At 67.8% G+C, this 17,569-nt stretch carries 20 protein-coding genes; 8 read left to right on the forward strand and 12 right to left on the reverse strand.

The genetic code is table 11. The features are described from left to right. Position 1: 1 nt before the first annotated feature. Positions 2 to 679 (forward strand): SDR family oxidoreductase, encoded by a 678-nt coding sequence (locus SK803_RS06305; protein WP_319964819.1) that lies wholly within the window; start codon positions 2 to 4, stop codon positions 677 to 679. Between the two features lie 170 nt (positions 680 to 849). Here SK803_RS06305 and SK803_RS06310 read toward each other — a convergent pair whose 3' ends face one another. The 5 genes from SK803_RS06310 to SK803_RS06330 all read right to left on the reverse strand — a co-directional run bounded on the left by SK803_RS06310 (position 850) and on the right by SK803_RS06330 (position 6,507). Beyond that, complete coding sequence (locus SK803_RS06310; protein ID WP_319964820.1) at positions 850 to 2,154, reverse strand: amidohydrolase family protein; 1,305 nt, start codon at positions 2,152 to 2,154, stop codon at positions 850 to 852. A gap of 421 nt (positions 2,155 to 2,575) precedes the next feature. Then, the gene (locus tag SK803_RS06315) at positions 2,576 to 3,733 is read right to left on the reverse strand and encodes a sensor histidine kinase (RefSeq protein WP_319964821.1); all 1,158 of its coding nucleotides are present in this window, start codon (positions 3,731 to 3,733) and stop codon (positions 2,576 to 2,578) included. A 309-nt stretch (positions 3,734 to 4,042) separates the two neighbouring features. Then, complete coding sequence (locus SK803_RS06320) at positions 4,043 to 5,149, reverse strand: nitric oxide synthase oxygenase (RefSeq protein WP_319964822.1); 1,107 nt, start codon at positions 5,147 to 5,149, stop codon at positions 4,043 to 4,045. Between the two features lie 132 nt (positions 5,150 to 5,281). Beyond that, the gene (gene trmB, locus SK803_RS06325; RefSeq protein ID WP_319965038.1) at positions 5,282 to 5,926 is read right to left on the reverse strand and encodes a tRNA (guanosine(46)-N7)-methyltransferase TrmB; all 645 of its coding nucleotides are present in this window, start codon (positions 5,924 to 5,926) and stop codon (positions 5,282 to 5,284) included. Positions 5,927 to 5,994: 68 nt separating this feature from the next. After that, the gene (locus SK803_RS06330; protein WP_319964823.1) at positions 5,995 to 6,507 is read right to left on the reverse strand and encodes a hypothetical protein; all 513 of its coding nucleotides are present in this window, start codon (positions 6,505 to 6,507) and stop codon (positions 5,995 to 5,997) included. 155 nt (positions 6,508 to 6,662) lie between these two features. On the opposite strand from SK803_RS06330, the gene mycP reads away from it, so the two are divergent. Further along, positions 6,663 to 7,811, forward strand: a complete 1,149-nt coding sequence (gene mycP, locus SK803_RS06335; protein ID WP_319964824.1) for a type VII secretion-associated serine protease mycosin — start codon at positions 6,663 to 6,665, stop codon at positions 7,809 to 7,811. Here mycP and SK803_RS06340 read toward each other — a convergent pair. The 3 genes from SK803_RS06340 to SK803_RS06350 all read right to left on the reverse strand — a co-directional run bounded on the left by SK803_RS06340 (position 7,777) and on the right by SK803_RS06350 (position 10,441). Beyond that, positions 7,777 to 8,679, reverse strand: coding sequence for an ABC transporter ATP-binding protein (locus SK803_RS06340; RefSeq protein WP_319964825.1), 903 nt, complete (start codon positions 8,677 to 8,679; stop codon positions 7,777 to 7,779). The two genes, mycP and SK803_RS06340, sit on opposite strands and share 35 nt — an antisense overlap. 86 nt (positions 8,680 to 8,765) lie before the next feature. Then, positions 8,766 to 9,524, reverse strand: a complete 759-nt coding sequence (locus SK803_RS06345) for a hypothetical protein (protein ID WP_319964826.1) — start codon at positions 9,522 to 9,524, stop codon at positions 8,766 to 8,768. A 5-nt stretch (positions 9,525 to 9,529) separates the two neighbouring features. Then, entirely contained in the window at positions 9,530 to 10,441 is a 912-nt protein-coding gene (locus SK803_RS06350; RefSeq protein ID WP_319964827.1) for an ABC transporter ATP-binding protein, read from the reverse strand. A gap of 131 nt (positions 10,442 to 10,572) precedes the next feature. On the opposite strand from SK803_RS06350, the gene SK803_RS06355 reads away from it, so the two are divergent. Next, positions 10,573 to 11,007, forward strand: coding sequence for a PPOX class F420-dependent oxidoreductase (locus tag SK803_RS06355; protein ID WP_319964828.1), 435 nt, complete (start codon positions 10,573 to 10,575; stop codon positions 11,005 to 11,007). A 51-nt stretch (positions 11,008 to 11,058) separates the two neighbouring features. Here the strand turns inward: SK803_RS06355 and SK803_RS06360 are convergent, their stop codons facing one another. Further along, positions 11,059 to 11,847, reverse strand: a complete 789-nt coding sequence (locus SK803_RS06360; protein WP_319964829.1) for an HAD family hydrolase — start codon at positions 11,845 to 11,847, stop codon at positions 11,059 to 11,061. A 48-nt stretch (positions 11,848 to 11,895) separates the two neighbouring features. Between SK803_RS06360 and SK803_RS06365 the strand changes: the two genes are divergently transcribed. The 3 genes from SK803_RS06365 to SK803_RS06375 are packed head-to-tail and all read left to right on the forward strand — an operon-like array spanning position 11,896 to position 13,806. After that, the gene (locus SK803_RS06365) at positions 11,896 to 12,423 is read left to right on the forward strand and encodes a TetR/AcrR family transcriptional regulator (protein WP_319964830.1); all 528 of its coding nucleotides are present in this window, start codon (positions 11,896 to 11,898) and stop codon (positions 12,421 to 12,423) included. Beyond that, positions 12,423 to 12,902 carry a pyridoxamine 5'-phosphate oxidase family protein gene (locus tag SK803_RS06370; RefSeq protein ID WP_319964831.1) on the forward strand — a complete coding sequence of 160 codons (480 nt, stop codon included), beginning with the start codon at positions 12,423 to 12,425 and terminating at the stop codon, positions 12,900 to 12,902. Before SK803_RS06365 ends, SK803_RS06370 begins: the two co-directional genes overlap by 1 nt. Continuing rightward, a complete protein-coding gene (locus SK803_RS06375) occupies positions 12,886 to 13,806 on the forward strand; it encodes an SDR family oxidoreductase (RefSeq protein ID WP_319964832.1) in 921 nt (306 codons plus the stop codon). Before SK803_RS06370 ends, SK803_RS06375 begins: the two co-directional genes overlap by 17 nt. Before the next feature lie 294 nt (positions 13,807 to 14,100). On the opposite strand, the gene SK803_RS06380 is transcribed toward SK803_RS06375, so the two are convergent. Next, positions 14,101 to 14,757 carry a response regulator transcription factor gene (locus tag SK803_RS06380; RefSeq protein ID WP_319964833.1) on the reverse strand — a complete coding sequence of 219 codons (657 nt, stop codon included), beginning with the start codon at positions 14,755 to 14,757 and terminating at the stop codon, positions 14,101 to 14,103. A 9-nt stretch (positions 14,758 to 14,766) separates the two neighbouring features. Next, entirely contained in the window at positions 14,767 to 15,942 is a 1,176-nt protein-coding gene (locus SK803_RS06385) for a sensor histidine kinase (RefSeq protein WP_319964834.1), read from the reverse strand. Between the two features lie 115 nt (positions 15,943 to 16,057). Between SK803_RS06385 and SK803_RS06390 the strand changes: the two genes are divergently transcribed. Then, entirely contained in the window at positions 16,058 to 16,738 is a 681-nt protein-coding gene (locus SK803_RS06390) for a hypothetical protein (RefSeq protein ID WP_319964835.1), read from the forward strand. Then, a complete protein-coding gene (locus SK803_RS06395) occupies positions 16,735 to 17,103 on the forward strand; it encodes a GntR family transcriptional regulator (RefSeq protein ID WP_319964836.1) in 369 nt (122 codons plus the stop codon). Before SK803_RS06390 ends, SK803_RS06395 begins: the two co-directional genes overlap by 4 nt. Here the strand turns inward: SK803_RS06395 and SK803_RS06400 are convergent. Continuing rightward, complete coding sequence (locus SK803_RS06400; RefSeq protein WP_319964837.1) at positions 17,088 to 17,534, reverse strand: hypothetical protein; 447 nt, start codon at positions 17,532 to 17,534, stop codon at positions 17,088 to 17,090. The genes SK803_RS06395 and SK803_RS06400 overlap by 16 nt on opposite strands. Between the last annotated feature and the right edge of the window lie 35 nt (positions 17,535 to 17,569).

A 17,569-nucleotide genomic window follows, 5' to 3' on the forward strand; every position in this document is an offset into this window, starting at 1 on the left:
CATGAGTGATCGTCCGGTCGCCCTGGTCACCGGGGCATCCAGCGGAATCGGCGCGGCCATCGCCCGCAGTCTGGCCCCAACTCACGATCTCCTGCTAGGCGGCCGTGACGAGACGTCCCTGTCCGTGCTGGCAGCAGAACTCCCCGGCGCACAAGCCTGGCCCTTCGACCTGACGAACGTGGCCAGCGCGGATCTGACCAGCGTGCCGCGCCTGGACGTGATCGTCCACAGCGCCGGCGTCGCCCTGCTGGGCCCTCTGGCCGAAGCCTCCGTCGACGCATGGCGCCAGACCCTCGAAGTGAACGTCATCGCCGTAGCCGAACTGACCCGCTCGCTGCTCCCCCAACTCCGCGCCGCCTCAGGCCAAGTGGTGCTGATCAACTCAGGCGCCGGCCTGCGCGCCAACCCAGGATGGGGCGTCTACGCAGCCTCGAAGTTCGCCCTCCGCGCCTACGCCGACGCCCTGCGCGCCGACGAACCGTCGTTGCGCGTGACCTCGGTGTTCCCAGGACGAACCGACACGCCGATGCAGCGCGAGGTGCGGCGCCACGAGGGCGGCGAGTACGACGCCACGCAGTACCTGGACCCGGCCTCGGTGGGACGCGCGGTGGCGTCAGCCGTGCTGGCCACGCCGGACGCGCACATCACCGAACTGGTCGTCCGCCCACGCCCGCGCTGAGTTGTCCACAGGTCCATCAACAGCCTGTGGTTAGCCCGTAACGCACGGTAAAATCGAAACTGGGGGAACCCGGCGCGCACCTGCTGCTGCGCGCCGCTAACGGCTCCAACAGCCCTGTGGCCGCTCAAGTGCGGCTGGGGGCTGATCATCAGCCCCCAGGCCGGCAGCCCCTATGCGCTGCGCAGCCGTGCAGCCACCGCCGTCACGCCTGCCTGAGCCTCCCCCCGGTCCACCCGAGCCGACTCCCCACCAGCCACAACGTGCTCCCCGCCCACCCACACGTCGCTGACCCGCCGAGCCCCGGAAGCCCACACCAGGTTCGCCAGCAGCTGCGAATCCGGCGCTTCCAACCCGGTCGCAAACGCCGGGTCGTCAGCATCGATGTGCACGACATCGGCCCAGCGCCCAACCTCCAGCGCCCCGATGTCCTCGCGCCCGAGTGCGGCAGCCCCACCCCGAGTCGCCAGCAACAACGCCTGCGCCGCCCCGAGCACGGTCGCGTCCATCGCCGAAACCCGCGCGAACATCGCCGCGAGCCGAGCCTCCTCGAACAGGTCCAGGTCGTCGTTGGACGCCGGCCCGTCGGTGCCCAACCCGACCGACACCCCGGCGGCCAGCATCTCCGGCACGCGAGCGATGCCTGAGGCCAGCTTCGCGTTCGACCCGGGACAGTGCGCCACGCCAACGCCGAACGACGCGTACAAAGCGATGTCGTCGTCGGACAAGTGCACGGAGTGCGCGGACAAAACACGCCCGCCCAGCACGTCCGAAGCCTTCAACAACGCCGGCACCGACCCGAACTCGGCCCGCTGCGCCTCGTCCTCGAAAGGCGACTCGGCGACGTGCACCATCAGCAGCGCGCCGCGTGCACGAGCCTCGACGGCCACCGCGGTCAGCTGCGCGGGCGACAGCGTGTAGGCCGAGTGCGGTCCGTAGGCCAGCTCGACCCGACCGTCCGCGGACACCAGGCCATCGGCGTCGATCCAGGAAGAGACCTCGTCGGTCATTGACCGCCACGACATGCCCGGCACGTCGAGGATCGCGGAGCCGAACACCACGCGCGAGCCGGCGGCCAGCACCGAAGACACCAGCTCAGGGCCGTGGAAGTACATCTCGGCGGAGGTGGTCACGCCGTGCCGCAGCATCTCGACGGCGCCCAGCAGCATGCCCGTGCCGACGTCGGCCGCCGTCATCTGGGCCTCGTTCGGCCACATGTGCTCCTGCAGCCACCGCAGCAGCGGCAGGTCCGAGCCCAGGCCGCGCAGCACCGTCATCGGGCTGTGCGCGTGGGTGTTCACGAGGCCGGGGAGCAGGATCCCGGACAACGCGCGGACCTCACCGTCGAAAGCGGGCGCGTCCGAACGTGCACCCACATAGGTGATTCGGCCGTCGACGACGTCCACGACCGCGTCTCGCAGTACGGAGCAGGACGGATCGCAGGGCAGGACCACCGGGGCATGCAGGCGCAGTGACATGCCGGGAATCCTGCCATTGTGATGCCGGTCACAAGCATGCATACATCCGCAACGGACGGGAATCCTCGCTCTGTCGGGCGCGGGCCGACCCCCAGGGTCCGCCCCGGCCTCAAACTTCCCCCCAACCAAAGGGCTCGTCGATCAACACCGGCGAGCCCTTTGTGCTTTCCGCGAGCAACCACGACGAGACCAGGGACGTCACTTGATCATGTCGAAGAAGCCGTGCACTTCCAGTGGGTCCTTCCGGCGCGCGCAGAAGCCCGCCACCCCCAAGCCGCCGACTCGCCGCTGAGTTGGCATGATCACACTCGCACGGGTACGGGCGTGATCATGCGGAGGCATCAGTGGCCGACAACGACCCTCAGAACGACGACCAGTTCAACGATGCCGAGATGACGCAGGAGTTCGACGTCATTCGCGACTAGGCGAGCGGCAGTTCGGCGCGGACCGTCCATCCAGTCGGTTCGCGTCGGCCTGCGGAGAACGTGCCGCCCAGCAGTTCCACGCGCTCGCGCATGCCCACGATCCCGTAACCCCCAGAGCCGCCAACGGGAACGCCCGAGGCGATGCCGTCGTCCAGCACGGCCAGTCGCAGCACACCCTCGCTCGAGGACAGTGAAACGTCCACTGAGGACACTGCGGCAGCGTGTTTCTGGGTGTTGGTCAACGATTCCTGCACCAGCCGCAGGACCGAGCGGGCCAGCTCCTGCGGCACCGCGTCCTCCAGGTCGAACGAAAGCCGCACGGGCAGCCCGGATTCCTCAGCCAGCGCACGCACGTCGTCCATCAACGACGAAGAAGCGGCCGGGCCACCGGAAGTTCCGTCGCGCATGGTCCCTACGAGACGCCGCATCGCGGTCAACGCCTCGGTGCCGGAAGTCGCGATCGCAGGCAGCACATCTACTTCACGGTTCAGCTGACCTGCTTGCGCGTGCACCACGATCGCCGTGACGTAATGCGCGACGACGTCGTGGAGTTCCCGCGCCAACGCCATCCGCTCGGCGTTCTGAGCCGCCGCAACGGAAGCAGCCAACTGAGACGTGCGTTCGTTGTCACGTGCCCGGAAGTACAGGCCGGTGCCCACCGCCAGCACGAGCAGGACGCACGCGGCGATCGCGAAGTTGAAGGCGTCCGGGTCCCACTCGCGGTACTCGATCGGCGCCACGATCGGCCAGCCAAGGATCTCGACGGTCGTCATGGCCGCGAGCACCAGCCCGGTTCCCGCTACCGAACGAGCGCGAGACTCCTCCCGCACGACGGTCGCGATGGTGGCCATCGCGGCGCCCGTAATCGAGACGTTCGCGCCGCTCCAGAAGAGGTGCGGCTCGATCGCCACACCGAGAAACCGCATGTAGACGCCAACGCAAGCGATTGCGAACGCCAGTGCGAGTGCCGCGTCGAACGGTCGGCGGGGTGCGAGCACGGCGATCACGCAGACCACGACGACGCCCGGCACCTGCCACCAGCCGTGGCCGGTCGAGATCGACCCGGTCTCCAGCAGGGCGATCCCGGTGAGCGAGAGCGCCAGCGGCCACTGGCGTTTGGCGAGCAACCGCCAGTTCAGTTCCGTGCTCTCCACCCGGCACACAGTAAAGCCGAAAGGCCGACACCGCGTCCGACCGGAGGCTAACCCTGCATCAGCCAGAAGGCTGAGAGGGCGACCTGCGGAAATACCCTCGTGGCGGATGCCGGATTACGTCTCGGTCACGGACTCTGGAGGAGCGATAGTCGGGGAAACGGAGGACGCCATGTTGTCAGTTGTGTTCACTTGGGCCGCCGCGGTGGTCGGTCTGCTGGTCCTGGCGCTGATGGCCCTCTCGGGCGTGATGATCGACTCCCAGAGGTAGCCGCAGCGCCAGAAAACAAGTGCCAGCGTGTGATGGGGAAGTCAGACGCTGGTCAGGGAATGTTGCTGGCGGAGCAGTTCCGCCAGCCTGCTCGTCGGTTGCGGACGGGTCTCGTCCACAGCGGCGGTGAACTGTGCGGGCGCTCCGGCGCGAGCGCGGTTCGCAGCGGCCGGGTCCAGGCGGAAGGCGGGCCTGGCCGCGGAAGGACGCTGGCGAGAGCGCAGCCACGCGAGGCGGTGCAAGGCTTCCGCGTGGTGGTCCGTGATGGTGACGGCCGCTTTGTCGAACGAGTGCAGCACTGCCGCGTTCAGGTGAACGGTGGCCAGGTCCCGCCACAGCGTGCGTTCGGACGAAGTGTCCAAACCCAACGCATCGGCAACCTCACGTGCCACACCGTAAGCACCTTCCTCAGCCAGCGAACGCGTGCCGATCTCCGCGCCGACGAACCACGAGTTGAACGGCGCCGCGGGATAGGTCACGCCACCGATCGACAGCCGCATGTTCGCGATGACCGGAACCGCGTGCCAGCGCAGGCCCATCTCGCCGAACCACGGCAAAGTCGGGTGCTCCAAAGGAACTTCGTGCACGATCTCGGACGGCAGCGTGAACAACCGCGGTCCCTCGTGCTGGGTCTCCACCACCAACGGCAGCAGGTCGAAGCGCGACCGTCGCGCCGGCGGCCGCCATCCCATGCCCTGCATGGTTTCGGTGAACTGGGTGTACCGGCGGTCACCCAGCCCATCGCTGTACCCGGCGTACCGGATCAGCTGTTCGTTCCAGATCACCGGCCCAGGCGAACCGGGCGCGTCCGGTGCGAAAACCGTGACCAGCGGCCGAATCTCACCGCCGTTGGTCGCCAGCCGCAGGTGTTCCACGCATTCGCCGGCGACTGCGGCGGCGTTGCGATAGCCGCGCAGATCGCGGACTTTCAGTCGTCGCCACGGCACACCTGAGGTGCACCAACCAGAATCTCGCAACGCGATCCGCGCGCCGTACGCGAGTTCGTTGGTGGTGTGGCGGTAGGTTCCGGTCTCGGCGATCTCGGCGCGCACCTGGGCGATGCGGGCGGTCAGCGAGCCTGCGTCGGAGTGCGCCGCGTGGAACATGCGGACGAACTCCTCCGCGACGGGGAGGACGTCGGGGGTCACGGAGCGAGACGCTAAGGCCGGAAGAGCCTCACGCGTCACTGCCACTCGGGGCATTTCGGGTGATCAACACCCGCCACTCCAACGAGTGAAGGCTAGACCCACGGTGTCCACCCGATGGGCTTGAGACCTCGATCAGGTGAGGTCGTTCCGCCTGAACATCAGGTCGTGCGATACCCGATCTTCGTTCACCGCGCGCTGTTCGAACTTCGTGACGGGCCGCCAGTCCGGTCGCGGCGCCCAGCCGTCGTACATGTTGGTCAGCAAACGCTCGCCGGAACACACCTCGAGCATCTGCTCGGCGTAGTGCTCCCAGTCCGTCGCGAGGTGCAGCACGCCGCCGGGCTCCAGCCGTGAGGCGAGCAGTGCGACGAACTCCGGCTGCACGAGCCGGCGCTTGTGGTGCTTCTTCTTCGGCCACGGGTCCGGGAAGAAGATCCGCACACCGTGCAACGACGCGGGCGCGATGTGGTCGGTCAGGAGGTCGACGGCGTCACCGCGCAGCACGCGCAGGTTGTCCAGCCCGCCGAGGTGCTCGCCGCGCAGCAGCAGCTGGGCGAGTCCCGGCTTGTAAACCTCGACGGCCACGTAGTTCAGTTCGGGCGCGGCGGCCACGAGCTGGGAGGTGGTCTCGCCCATGCCGGACCCGATCTCCAGCAGCACGGGCGCGGAACGACCGAACCACGAGTCGAAGTCGAGCGGCCCCTCGGGCAACGACTTCACGTCGTTGCCCATCTTCTCCCAGTACGTGTCCCAGGCGCGCTCCTGTCCCACGGTCATGCGCTCGCCGCGCTGGACGAAGCTGACGATGGAACGGGGGAACTCAGGCCTGGTCACGACCACACAGTCTAGGCAATCAGTTCGATGTCCTCGATTTGCGCACGGAGGTCGGCGACCGTGAAGTCGATCGGGCGGGCGATGCCGGGCCCGTGGTGCGCCGGAACCAGGTGGATCCAGCCGCGGTGGGTGTCGGTGAACTGCACGGTCGTCGGGGTCGCGGGCCCGTAGACGCCGCTCTCGGACGGCACGAACTCCCAGTACCCGATCTCGCCGAAGTCGGCCCACGGCACGTAGACCCAGCCGGGACGGGACGTCAGCAGTTCGGTCACCGCGTCTTCGATCGCGTGACCTTCGGCACGGGACCCCAGCTTGCCGCGGTCGAGCGCGCGCAGCCACCACGGCGCGGGCGTGTCACCGACCGCGTTCACCGCGCGGTAGGTAGCGAGGACCTGCTTCTCATCGGCCTGGTTGACCCAGGAACGGCGCACCTCCGCCGGTGCGCTTGCCAGGTCAGGAGAGTTCGGAACTTCGAGCGCATCAGACCACTCGAGGCTGAGCATTGCTTCGACGTGAACCGCCACTGGCCACCTCCGGCACCGGGATAGCCCAATTGAACGCGAATCCAAACGCCGGTGTTGTCCAGAAAGCGGCTTTTCACGGCTTGTTAACAGCACCCTTACGCAACGTGTGACGCCAGGCACGTTGCGCCTTGACCTGGAAACACGATGTACGGGTCGTGCCCATCCTTCCCGCGCTCGCCGTCGTGCTGCCGTTGCTGCTCGCCGCGCAGTCGATCGAGGAGCAGGAGTGGCATTTGGACGCGCTCGACGTCTACTCGGCGCAGGACCAGGCGCGCGGGGACGGCGTGATCGTCGCGGTGATCGACTCCGGCGTCGACGCCCAGCACCCCGACCTGGCCGGACGTGTCTTACCCGGAACCGGCTTCGGCAGCTCCAAGGGCACGGACGGCACGACCGACACCGACGGCCACGGCACCGGGATGGCCGGGATCATCGCCGCGAACGGCAAGAACGGCGGCGCGCTCGGCATCGCGCCCGGCGCCAAGATCCTGCCGATCGCGAGCGCCGACGAGAAGGAGCAGTTCGGCCTCGACGTCGTCGCGGAGAGCATCAGGTGGGCAGCCGACCACGGCGCCAAGGTCATCAACATGTCGCTCGGCTTCTCCAGCACGATGACGCCGACGCTGGTCAAGGCCGTGAACTACGCGATCGAGAAGGACGTCGTCCTCGTCGCCGCCACCGGCAACGAGGGCAAGGAGGTCTCCGCGCCGGCCAACATCGGCGGGGTGATCGCGGTCGCGGGCACGAACCGCGAGGGCAAGCCGTGGAAGTCGTCCAACATCGGCGCGGACACCGTGCTCGCGGCGCCTGCTGAAGGCATCGTCACCGCGGCGCCCGAGAGCGTCTACTCCAGCGGTTATGCCGAGATGGACGGCACGAGCGCGGCGTCGGCGATCGTGTCCGGCGTCGCGGCGCTGGTGCGTGCGAAACATCCCGCGATGCCCGCGAAGGACGTCGTCAACGCGCTCATCAAGACCGCGAAGGACCTGGCGGATCCCGGCCGCGACGAGACGACCGGGTTCGGCATGGTCAACCCGATGGGCGCGCTCACCGCGCAGTTCCCGCCGGTGGAACGGAACCCGCTGCTGCCGGAGCCGAAGCCGTCCACTCCGCAACCGACTCCGACGCTCGTCGCCCAGCGTCCCGAGCAGCCGGTCGCGGAGATGAAGGACCGGCTGCCGTTCGTCGCCGGAGTCGTGGGTGGCACCGCACTGATGACCGGCCTGCTGATCGCCCTGCCCGCCATCACGTCCAGGCGACGCCAACCGGTCAGTGCGCGTGATACTCCACCGACTCCTTGGTGAGCTGCATGAAGGCCTCCTCCAGCGACCCGCGCTGAGGGCTCAGCTCGTGCAGCACGATCTGGTGCTCCGCCGCGATGTCACCGATCTGCGCCGCCGGAATCCCGTGCACCACAAGGGCTCCGTTCACCGCGTCCTCGGTCACCGTCGCGTGCGCCGCGAGGATTTCGCGCAGCTTCGCGGCGTGCGGTGAGCGCACCCGGACGTGGTCCTGGGTGGCGTCGGCGATGAACTGCTCGGTGGTGGTCTGCGAGATCAGCTGGCCCTTGCCGATCACGATGAGGTCCTGGGCGGTCTGCGCCATCTCCGAGAGCAGGTGGCTCGACACGAACACCGTGCGGCCCTCCTCGGCGAGCCGGTGCATGAACTGCCGGATCCAGAGGATGCCCTCGGGGTCGAGGCCGTTGACCGGTTCGTCGAACAGCAGCACCTCGGGGTCGCCGAGCAACGCGCCCGCGATGCCGAGCCGCTGGGCCATGCCGAGCGAGAACCCGCCCGCCTTCTTGTTCGCGACCTCGGTGAGGCCGACGATCGCCAGCACCTCGTCGACCCGGCTGACCGGGATCTTGTTGGACACCGCGAGCCACTTCAGGTGCGCGCGGGCGGAACGGTTGGGGTGCACCCACTTCGCGTCGAGCAACGCGCCGACCTTGCGCAACGGCTGCTTGAGCTCGGCGTAGTGCTGGCCGTCGATCTTGACGTCACCCGCGGTGGGAGTGTCGAGGCCGAGGATCATCCGCATGGTCGTGGACTTGCCGGCGCCGTTCGGCCCGAGGAACCCGGTCACGCGGCCGGGCCGGACGGTGAACGACAGGTCGTCGACGGCCTTGGTCCGGCCGTAGTGCTTGCGCAACCGCACTGCTTCGATCATGGGCCTCTCCCGTTCGCTAGAAAGACTGATCGGGACGTGGGCCATCCCCCGACGGATGACCCACGCCCCGCTCCCCCTTTACTCGGTCACGCGTCCCGCCGCTTGGCGACGATGAGCGCGACCACCAGCAACGCGATCGCGATGCCGGCGAAGTAGCCGAGCGAACCCCACTGGCTCAGCTTGAAGTCGATGCCGGCCGTCACCTGCTCACCGGCGTCGGCGCCGCTGGGCAGGGCCAAGAAGTGGTTGGCGTTCTGGAAGGGCAGCCACGCCTGGATCTTCACGCCGGCCTTCGGGATGATCCCGATCAGGCCTTCGAGCAGCATGTTCCACACCAGCAGGATGGCCACGGCACCGGCGGTCTGGCGGACCAGGATGCCGACCGCGATCGCGAGGACCGCGCCGACGGCGTAGAGCAGGCCGACGCCCGCGACGTGCCGCCACTCCGGACCCGTGTTGATCGCGAGGTCGGAGGCGGGCGACAGCAGTTTCGCCATGCCCCACGAGGCGAACGCGATGATCTCGCCGAGGACACCGGCGATGAACGCGACCACGACGGTCTTGGCGACCAGCGCGGACGTCCGGTTCGGCACCGCGAGGAACGTGGCGCGGATCGTGCTGAAGCGGTACTCGGTGGTGACCGCGAGCGCCGACATCACCAGCACGACGGCCAGCGCGAGCTGGCTGCTGCCGAACTGGGTGACGCCGATGGACAGCTGCCCGTTCTCGGTCGAGGCCGCGATGATCGCGGTGAGACCGACACCCAGGACCAGGGCGAGCGCCGTGCACCAGTAGGGCGAACGGGTCGAGAAGAGCTTGATTCTCTCAACTGCCAACAGGGTCATCAGACTCACTTCCCGATCTCTGCGTGGTACTCGACAGCATCGCCGGTCAGCTGCATGAACGCCTCTTCGAGCGAGCCGCGCTGCGGGCTGAGCTCGTGCAGGACAACACCGTTAGCTGCGGCGATGTCACCGATCTGGTCACTTGTCGCACCCGATACGGACAACGCGCCATCCGCGCCGTCACGAACCGTGAACCCCTTGTCCACCAGAAGCGGGCCGAGCTTGAAGAGTTGAGGGCTGCGCACGAGCACTGAGTTACCCGTTGAGCGGTCGATGAACTCGGCGGTGCTGCTCTGGGTGATCAGCTTCCCCTTGCCGATCACGATGAGCTCGCTGGCCGTCAGTGCCATTTCGGACAGCAGGTGGCTCGACACCAGGACCGTGCGGCCCTCGGCGGCGAGGTTCTGCATGAACGTGCGGATCCAGAGGATGCCCTCCGGGTCCAGGCCGTTGACCGGCTCGTCGAACAGCAGCACGGACGGCTCACCGAGCAGTGCCGCGGCGATCCCCAGCCGCTGCGACATGCCGAGCGAGAACCCACCGGCGTTCTTGCCGGCGACCTGCGTGAGGCCGACCGCCTCCAGCACCGCGTCCACGCGCTTGTTCGGCAGCCCGTTGGACTTGGCGAGCCAGCGCAGGTGAGCGCGGGCGGAGCGGTTCGGGTGCACCCACTTGGCGTCGAGGAGCGCGCCGACAGTCCGCAGTGGACGGTCGAGCTCCGCGTAGGGCTTTCCGTCGATCAGCACGCGGCCTGCCGTCGGACGGTCGAGCCCCAGGATCATCCGCATGGTGGTGGACTTGCCTGCGCCGTTCGGACCGAGGAACCCGGTCACCCGTCCAGGTTGGACGGTGAACGACAGGTCGTCGACCGCGACCGTCCTGCCGTATCTCTTGGTGAGGCCGATTGCCTCGATCATTGGCTTTCCCCTCTCGGTGCTGGGGACAACTCTCCAACTCCGAGGGGGTCCGCCACATCGCCCTGCGGTCTTCAGCCGCGTCAACTTCAGTCGTCGGGTGCCGCTACCTCCGTCGTAGTTGAATGAGCCACATGGGATACACGGAAGCTCCCGAAGGCTGGTGGCGCGAGTTCGTGCTGGCCAAGCCCGCCCGCACCGGCAAGCTCGCGGTCACCCGCAAGGACGGATCACCGCACGTGGCACCGGTGTGGGTGGACCTCGACGGCCCTGACGTCGTCTTCCTGACCGCGCGCGACACGATCAAGGGCAAGTCGATCCTGCGCGACGGCCGGGTGGCCCTGTGCTTCGACGACGAGACCCCGCCGTTCAACTTCGTGACGATCACCGGTCAGGCGATCACCGACGAGGACCCCGAGCAGCTCAAGTACTGGGCGGGCCGCACGGCCGCGCGCTACATGGGCGCCGACCAGGCCGACACCTACGCCGATCGCAACGGCGTGCCGGGCGAGATGGTCGTCCGGGTGAAGGTCGACAAGATCGTCGCCAAGATGAACGTGTCCGACTAGACCCGCGCGCAGTGGCGTGACCCGGAACGTGGCCGGGCCACGCCACACCCACTAGGCCGGGAAGAAGCGCGACAACGCTTGCACCGCACCGTCTTCCAGCACTGTCCCGGTGACCTCGTCGGCCACTGCCTGCACGGTCGCCGGCGCCTGGCCCATCGCGATCCCGAGCGCCGCCCACCGCAGCATCTCGACGTCGTTGCCGCCGTCGCCGATCGCCAGCGTGTCGTCGGCGGAGATCCCGAGCTCCTGTCGGAGTTCCTCCAGCGCCGATCCCTTCGAGACGTTCAGCGGCACCGCGGTCAGCCACGCCTCGGTGTGGTCGACGGACCACTCGACGCCGGGCAGGTCGAGCTCGCGAACGGCGAACGACAGCTCGGCCGGCGTGTGGTCGAGCCAGCGCATGACCAGCCGCGGGGTCGGGGTGGCCGCGATCTCGTCGAACGTCGTCTCGGTCGTCACGCCCCACAGGTCGCCCGGCAGGAACCGGCCGAGCGAGAGGTTGCCGACGCCGGTCTGCTCGACCGCGAACACCGTGTCCGGCAGCAGTGCTTGCAGCGCCTTGATCGTCGGGCCGGGATCGAACGTCGTGCGCTTGGTGACCTCTGAGAGTGCCGGATCCCACCACACGGCGCCGTTCGAGCAGATGGCGAACGACGCGGGCAGCTGCGCGGCGATCGGGGTGGTGCCGATGAGGCTGCGGCCGGTGCAGAGCACGACCACAGCGCCGTGTTCCGTCGCGCGTGTGATGGCTGCTTTCACCGCCGGGGCGATGTGGTTCGAGCCGACAGGGGTCAGGGTTCCGTCGATGTCCAGCGCCACCAGACGCGGTCTCCAGGTCACGTGACGCCACCCTATGCGATGGTTAGTGAACTGTGGTTCACTAATGCGGTGGCACGACCTCGCACCATCACCGACGAGCGGATCCTGAACGCTGTCGCGGCGGTCATCGACCGGCGCGGACCGGAGTTCACGGTCGCGGACGTCGCGGCGGAGGCCGGGGTGTCGGTCGGGGCGGTGGCGAAGCGGTTCGGGTCGAAGAGCGGCCTGCTGCAGGCGCTGACCAGGGCGGGCACCGAAGAGGTCGTCCGCAGGATGCGCGAGGCCGGGACCGTTCGCGACGCGTTGCTGACCTGGTTCGACCGGCTGGCCGACCCGGTGGTGGCGACGAACAACCTCGCGCAGCTCGGCGTCGACCTGATCGACCCGGAGCTGCGTGCGTTGCTGGCCAGGCACTACGCGGTGCTGGAGGCCGAACTGGAGATCCTGTGCGCGGCCGAGGGGCTGCCGCCGAACGCGGCCCGAGTCCTCTCCGCGCTGGTGTACGGGATCTCGATGGACTGGTCGGTGCGCCCGCGGGGGGAGCTGCTGACACGCACGGCAGAGGACGTCGATCTGGTGTTGAAAGGGATGCGCTGATGGCTACCTGGGCGGAGTTCGCGGCCGAACAACCCGACCTGGCCGCGTTCGTGCAGAGCCGGTTCGCCGCGGACCGGCACGCGTTGATCGCGACGCTGCGGAAGGACGGGGCGCCGCGGATCAGTGGCGTGGAACCGGATTTCGCGCGTGGCGACCTGTGGGTCGGGATGATGCCTGCCTCGTTGAAGTCGCTTGATCTGCGTCGTGATCCCCGGTTCTCGTTGCACTGCAACACGACTACGGCCTCGATGACGGAGGCCGGGGACGCGAAGATCAGTGGTTCCGCGGAGTTCTGGACGGACAAGACCGACTACCTGAAGGAGCTCTTCGAGCGCACCGGCTGGCAACCGAACCCGGACGAGCTCGACCTCTTCCGGCTGACCGTCACCGAGGTCGTGTCGATCACCGTCGAGGGAGACGAGATGGTCGTCCTCTCCTGGCGCGAGGGAAAGGGAACTCGACGTGTCGCAAAGAAGTGAGCCCGATCTGACGGGGAAGGTCGCGGTTGTCACCGGGGCCACGCGTGGTGCTGGGCGGGCGATCGCGGTCGAGCTCGGGGCGGCTGGAGCGACGGTCTTCGTCGGAGGTCGCACGACGCGCGAACAGCAGTCCGAGGTCGGGCGGTCGGAGACGATCGAGGAGACCGCGGAGTTGGTGGACGCTGCCGGTGGCAAGGGGATTGCCATTCGGTGCGACTTCACGGATCCGTCCGATGTGGACGCGTTCGCCGCGAGGATCGACAAGCTCGACATCTTCGTCGACAACGCCTGGGGTGGGGAGAATCTTGTTGAGTGGGGGAAGTTCTGGGAGCACGATCTCGATCGGCAGTTGCGGATGTGGCGCAACGGGATTGAGACGCACCTGGTGGCGTTGCACAAGCTGATGCCGATCCTCGTGCGCTCCGACGACGGGCTTGTCGTCGAGGTGACTGACGGGGAGGACGGGGAGGCTTACTTCGTGAACCTCACGTACGACGCGGTGAAGAATTCGGTGCGGCGGTTCGGTGAGGTGCTGGCCAAGGATCTTCGGGACGTTCCGAACGTCACGGCGATTGCTGCTACGCCGGGGTTTCTGCGGTCTGAGCAGATGTTGGAGACGTTCGGGGTCACCGAGGCGACCTGGCGGGATGCGGTCGAGAAGGTGCCGGACTACGCGATCTCGGAGACGCCGCACTATCTCGGGCGTGGACTTGCGCATGTGGCGGCGGATTCGGATCGTGGACGGTTTTCGGGGCAGTGCTTGTCTTCGTGGCGGCTCAAGCGGGAGTACGGGTTCACGGATCTCGACGGGTCGCAGCCTGACTGGGGGCGTTGGTACGACGAGGTGGTGAAGCCTCGGATGGCGGGGGTGGTTGTGGAGGCTGACCCGGCGGATTACCGGTAGGGCGCTGGGTTTTGAGGGTCGCTGGCTTTGAGGGTGGTTGGGTTGCGGGCGGCGAGTTCCTGTTGCGTGCTTCCCCTGGGCTCCGCCCCCAGTCCCCCGCCAATCTGATCAGGGGGTACCACGCCACGCGCGGGTTGATGGCACGCCTGTTTCGTTGGGCGGCTGCCGGTTGCGTGGGTGGTGCGGTTCGGGTGACGGGGACCCCCACCGGAACCTCGCGTTTCAAGCTAAGAGCGCCTCGGCTTCGCCTTTGGGTCGCCTCGCCTGCGGCATCGGCGTGGCTATCGGCGTGGGTTAGGCGTCGCCGGGGCGGACGAGACCGGTTTCGTAGGCCAGGACCACGGCCTGTACGCGGTCTCGCAGTTCCAGCTTTGCCAGGATCCGGCCCACGTGGGTCTTCACCGTGGCCTCGGACAGGAAGAGCTTCCGTGCGATCTCGGTGTTCGACAGGCCCTTCGCGATCAGCACGAGCACTTCGCGCTCGCGTTCGGTGAGGACGTCGAGCATCGAGGCGTCGCGGAGTTCGCCGCCGCCGTCGCCGAGGAAGCGGCCCAGCAGGCGCTTGGTGACGGAGGGCGAGACCACGGCGTCGCCGGAGGCCACCGCGCGCAGGGCCGATACGAGGTCTGACGGTGGGGTGTCCTTCAGGAGGAAGCCGCTGGCGCCGTTGCGGAGGGCGGACAGGGCGTATTCGTCCATGTCGAAGGTGGTCATGACCAGGACTTTGGCCGTGTTGGCTTCGGTGATGCGTTTTGTTGCTTCCACGCCGTCCAGCACTGGCATGCGGACGTCCATGAGCACGACGTCGGGGCGGAGTTTGTCGGCCATTTGCACGGCGTCCAGTCCGTCGGCGGCTTCGCCGATGACGTCGATGTCCTCTTGCGCGCCCAGCACCATGCGGAAGCCCATGCGCATGAGTTCCTGGTCGTCGACCAGCAGCACCCGAATCACTCGATCACCCTATGCGGCTAGTGGGAAGCTCGCGCGCACGCGCCAGCCTCCGCCTGGGTTGGGGCCTGCTTCGAACTCGCCGCCGAGGACCGCGGCACGTTCCCTCATGCCGATCAGGCCGTTGCCGCCGGAGACTTTCACGACGTCGTGAGGGGTGCCGAAGCCGTTGTCGACGATTTCCAGGCGCAGTTCTTCTGGCGAGCGGGCCAGGCGGACGATGGCGGTGGTGCCCGATCCGGCGTGTTTGATGGTGTTGGTCAGTGCTTCCTGGACGATTCGGTAGACGCTCAGGCCCACGCCTACGGGCAGGTCGTCCACGTCGCCGCTGATTTCCAGGCGGACCGGCACGCCGGCCGCGCGGGTGTTCTCGGCCAGTTCGACCACGCCTCGTGCGTCGGGTTGTGGGGCCCACTGAGTTTCGGCGTCTTCGCTGCGCAGGACGCCCAGGAGGCGGCGCATCTCGGTCAGGGCCTGACGGCCGGTGTCGGCGATCGTGCGGACGGCGTTCTCGGCTACTTCTGGCTGGGAGCGGATCGTGTAGGCGGCGCCGTCGGCGTGGACGATCATGACGCTCACCGCGTGTGCCACCACGTCGTGCAGTTCGCGGGCTATGCGGGAGCGTTCTTCGCCTACTGCGATCTTGGCTTGCTGGTCGCGTTCGGTTTCCAGCAGGGCCAGGCGTTGTTCCAGCTCGCTTTGGTAGGCGCGGCGGGCGCCCACGAACTCGCCCATGGCCCAGCTGAAGCCGAAGATCACGAAGACCATGAACACCAGGAAGACGGCCTGGATCTCGCCGATCTGGAAGATCGCCCAGAGCAGCGTGCCCGCCAGCAGCCAGGCCGAGTAGATCAGGCCTGACTTGCGGCCGATGTACGCGACCAGCGTGTACAGGGCGATGGCCAGCGCGAAGTCCGACATCCGCGCCGGGATGCCGTTCTCCCCGCCGTGGGTGAAGAGCTGCAGGAACGCGCCCGCGAGGATCAGGTAGCTGGTGCCGAGCGGGTGGTAGCGCCGGAACGGCAGTGGGCCGAGCATCAGGAGTGTGACGGCGAGGAACGCGGAGAACGACACGCCGCGGTCGATCCCGCTGACGCCCACTCCCAGGTCGAAGATCAGCAACAGCCCGGCGATCAGGGAGTCCCCGAACGCCGGGTGAGCCTTCATCCACAGGCTGAACCTCCGCACTGGACAAGGTTAGGTGCGGGCCGAACTTTCGCGCGTCGCGCCACGGGCTGACGCTGCGTACGACTTCAGTGTGAGTTATTGTGTCGAGGGGTTGATACAAAGCTGGGGGTGGCCGGTGTTCGACAGGGATTTCTGGATTCAGCTCGTCGTGGTCGCGGCTGTGGGCCTGTTCCTGCTGGTGATGTTGTGGCCGATCAGGTCGACCGGCGTGAAGCTGCTGAAGAAGTGGCAGGTGGCAGACCCCACCGACGCCCAGGTCGAGGACGCCGTCCGGTACCTGAAGCGGCGTCGGCTGCTCTACCCGTGGCTCTATTCGGTGCTCTGGCTCGTACCGAAATGGGGCGACGACGTCGACCAGCTCGTGGTCGTGGTTCTCGCGGGAACGCTGCTCGCCGAGCTGCTGGCGCTGCGTCCACGCCGCGGCGCTCGTCGAGAGGCGTCGCTCGCACCGCGCGGGCTGTTCGACATCGCGTCGAGGTGGGTCCTGCTCACCTACGTGGTGTTCGTGGTGGTTGTCGCGGTCTACCTCGTGATCAGCCCGCGGTGGACCGCTGTCGCCTGGCTGGCGGGGTCGGTGCTCGCGGTCGCGCTGGCCGTCTGGGCTGCCGTCGCGCGGCCTGCCGATGGTGATGAGGCGGTCGACATGGCGTTGCGCACCCGCAGCGTGCACGTCGCGACGGGGCTCGGTGTGGCCGTGGTGGGAGGACTGGCCGGTCCCTGGTTCGGCATCGCCGGCCTGCTGGCGTGGGTCTCGATGGCCAACACGAAGCCACAACCAGCCAAGATCGTCAGATGACAGCTCCCAGGATCGTCGTCGACGTCGACAACGGCGTCGCGCCCTGGCGTCAGGTGCGCGATCAGCTGGTGCGGTTGATCAGCGGGGGTGTGTTGCCGGTCGGGTCGCGATTGCCGACGATCCGGCAGCTCGCCGCCGACCTGGGGCTCGCCGCCGGAACCGTCGCGCGGGCGTATCGGGAGCTGGAGACCGAAGGGGTGCTCACGACAGGACGAAGGCAGGGCACCGTGGTGGCTGCCCTGCCCTCGCATGCACCGGACCCGCTCTCCGCCGCTGCGGCGGAGTTCGTCGCCATCGCTCGGTCACTCGGCGCCAGTGAGGGGGAGGCACTGAACGCCGTGCGGTCCCACTACGTGGGTGAGTAAGGCGACTCGATCTTGGGCGCGGGTCGCGGTTCGCCGATGTGCGCCTGACGTTCTTGGCGCTCTTCGTAGATGCGGTGCTCTTCGGCCATCTCGTCCGCGAGTTGCTGCTGCACCTGGCGATCCCGAATCCTGGCCAGGATCGCCATCGTCGCGCCGTGAGCCAGTGCCAGCAGCAACAGCACGATGCCCAGCTTCACGACCACGTTCTTCACCGGATCGCCGGTGTCGACGTTGATGATCGACACCAGTGCCAGCAGGCCGAGCACGACGAGGTGGAACAGCACGGTCGTCAGCTTCATCATGCTGCCGGCCTGCTCTTCGTCGTACGCGGCGCGCTTGAGGTATCCCTTGCCGCCGCGGTAGATCAGCTGGCCGTCGACCACGACCAGGACGATCCCCAGCACTAGGAACGTCACGTAGCTGTCACCCATGCGCTGTGGCTACCCGCGCACGCACGTGCACAAAC

The sequence above is a fragment of the Lentzea miocenica genome (assembly GCF_033949945.1).
GTDB lineage: Bacteria > Actinomycetota > Actinomycetes > Mycobacteriales > Pseudonocardiaceae > Lentzea > Lentzea miocenica.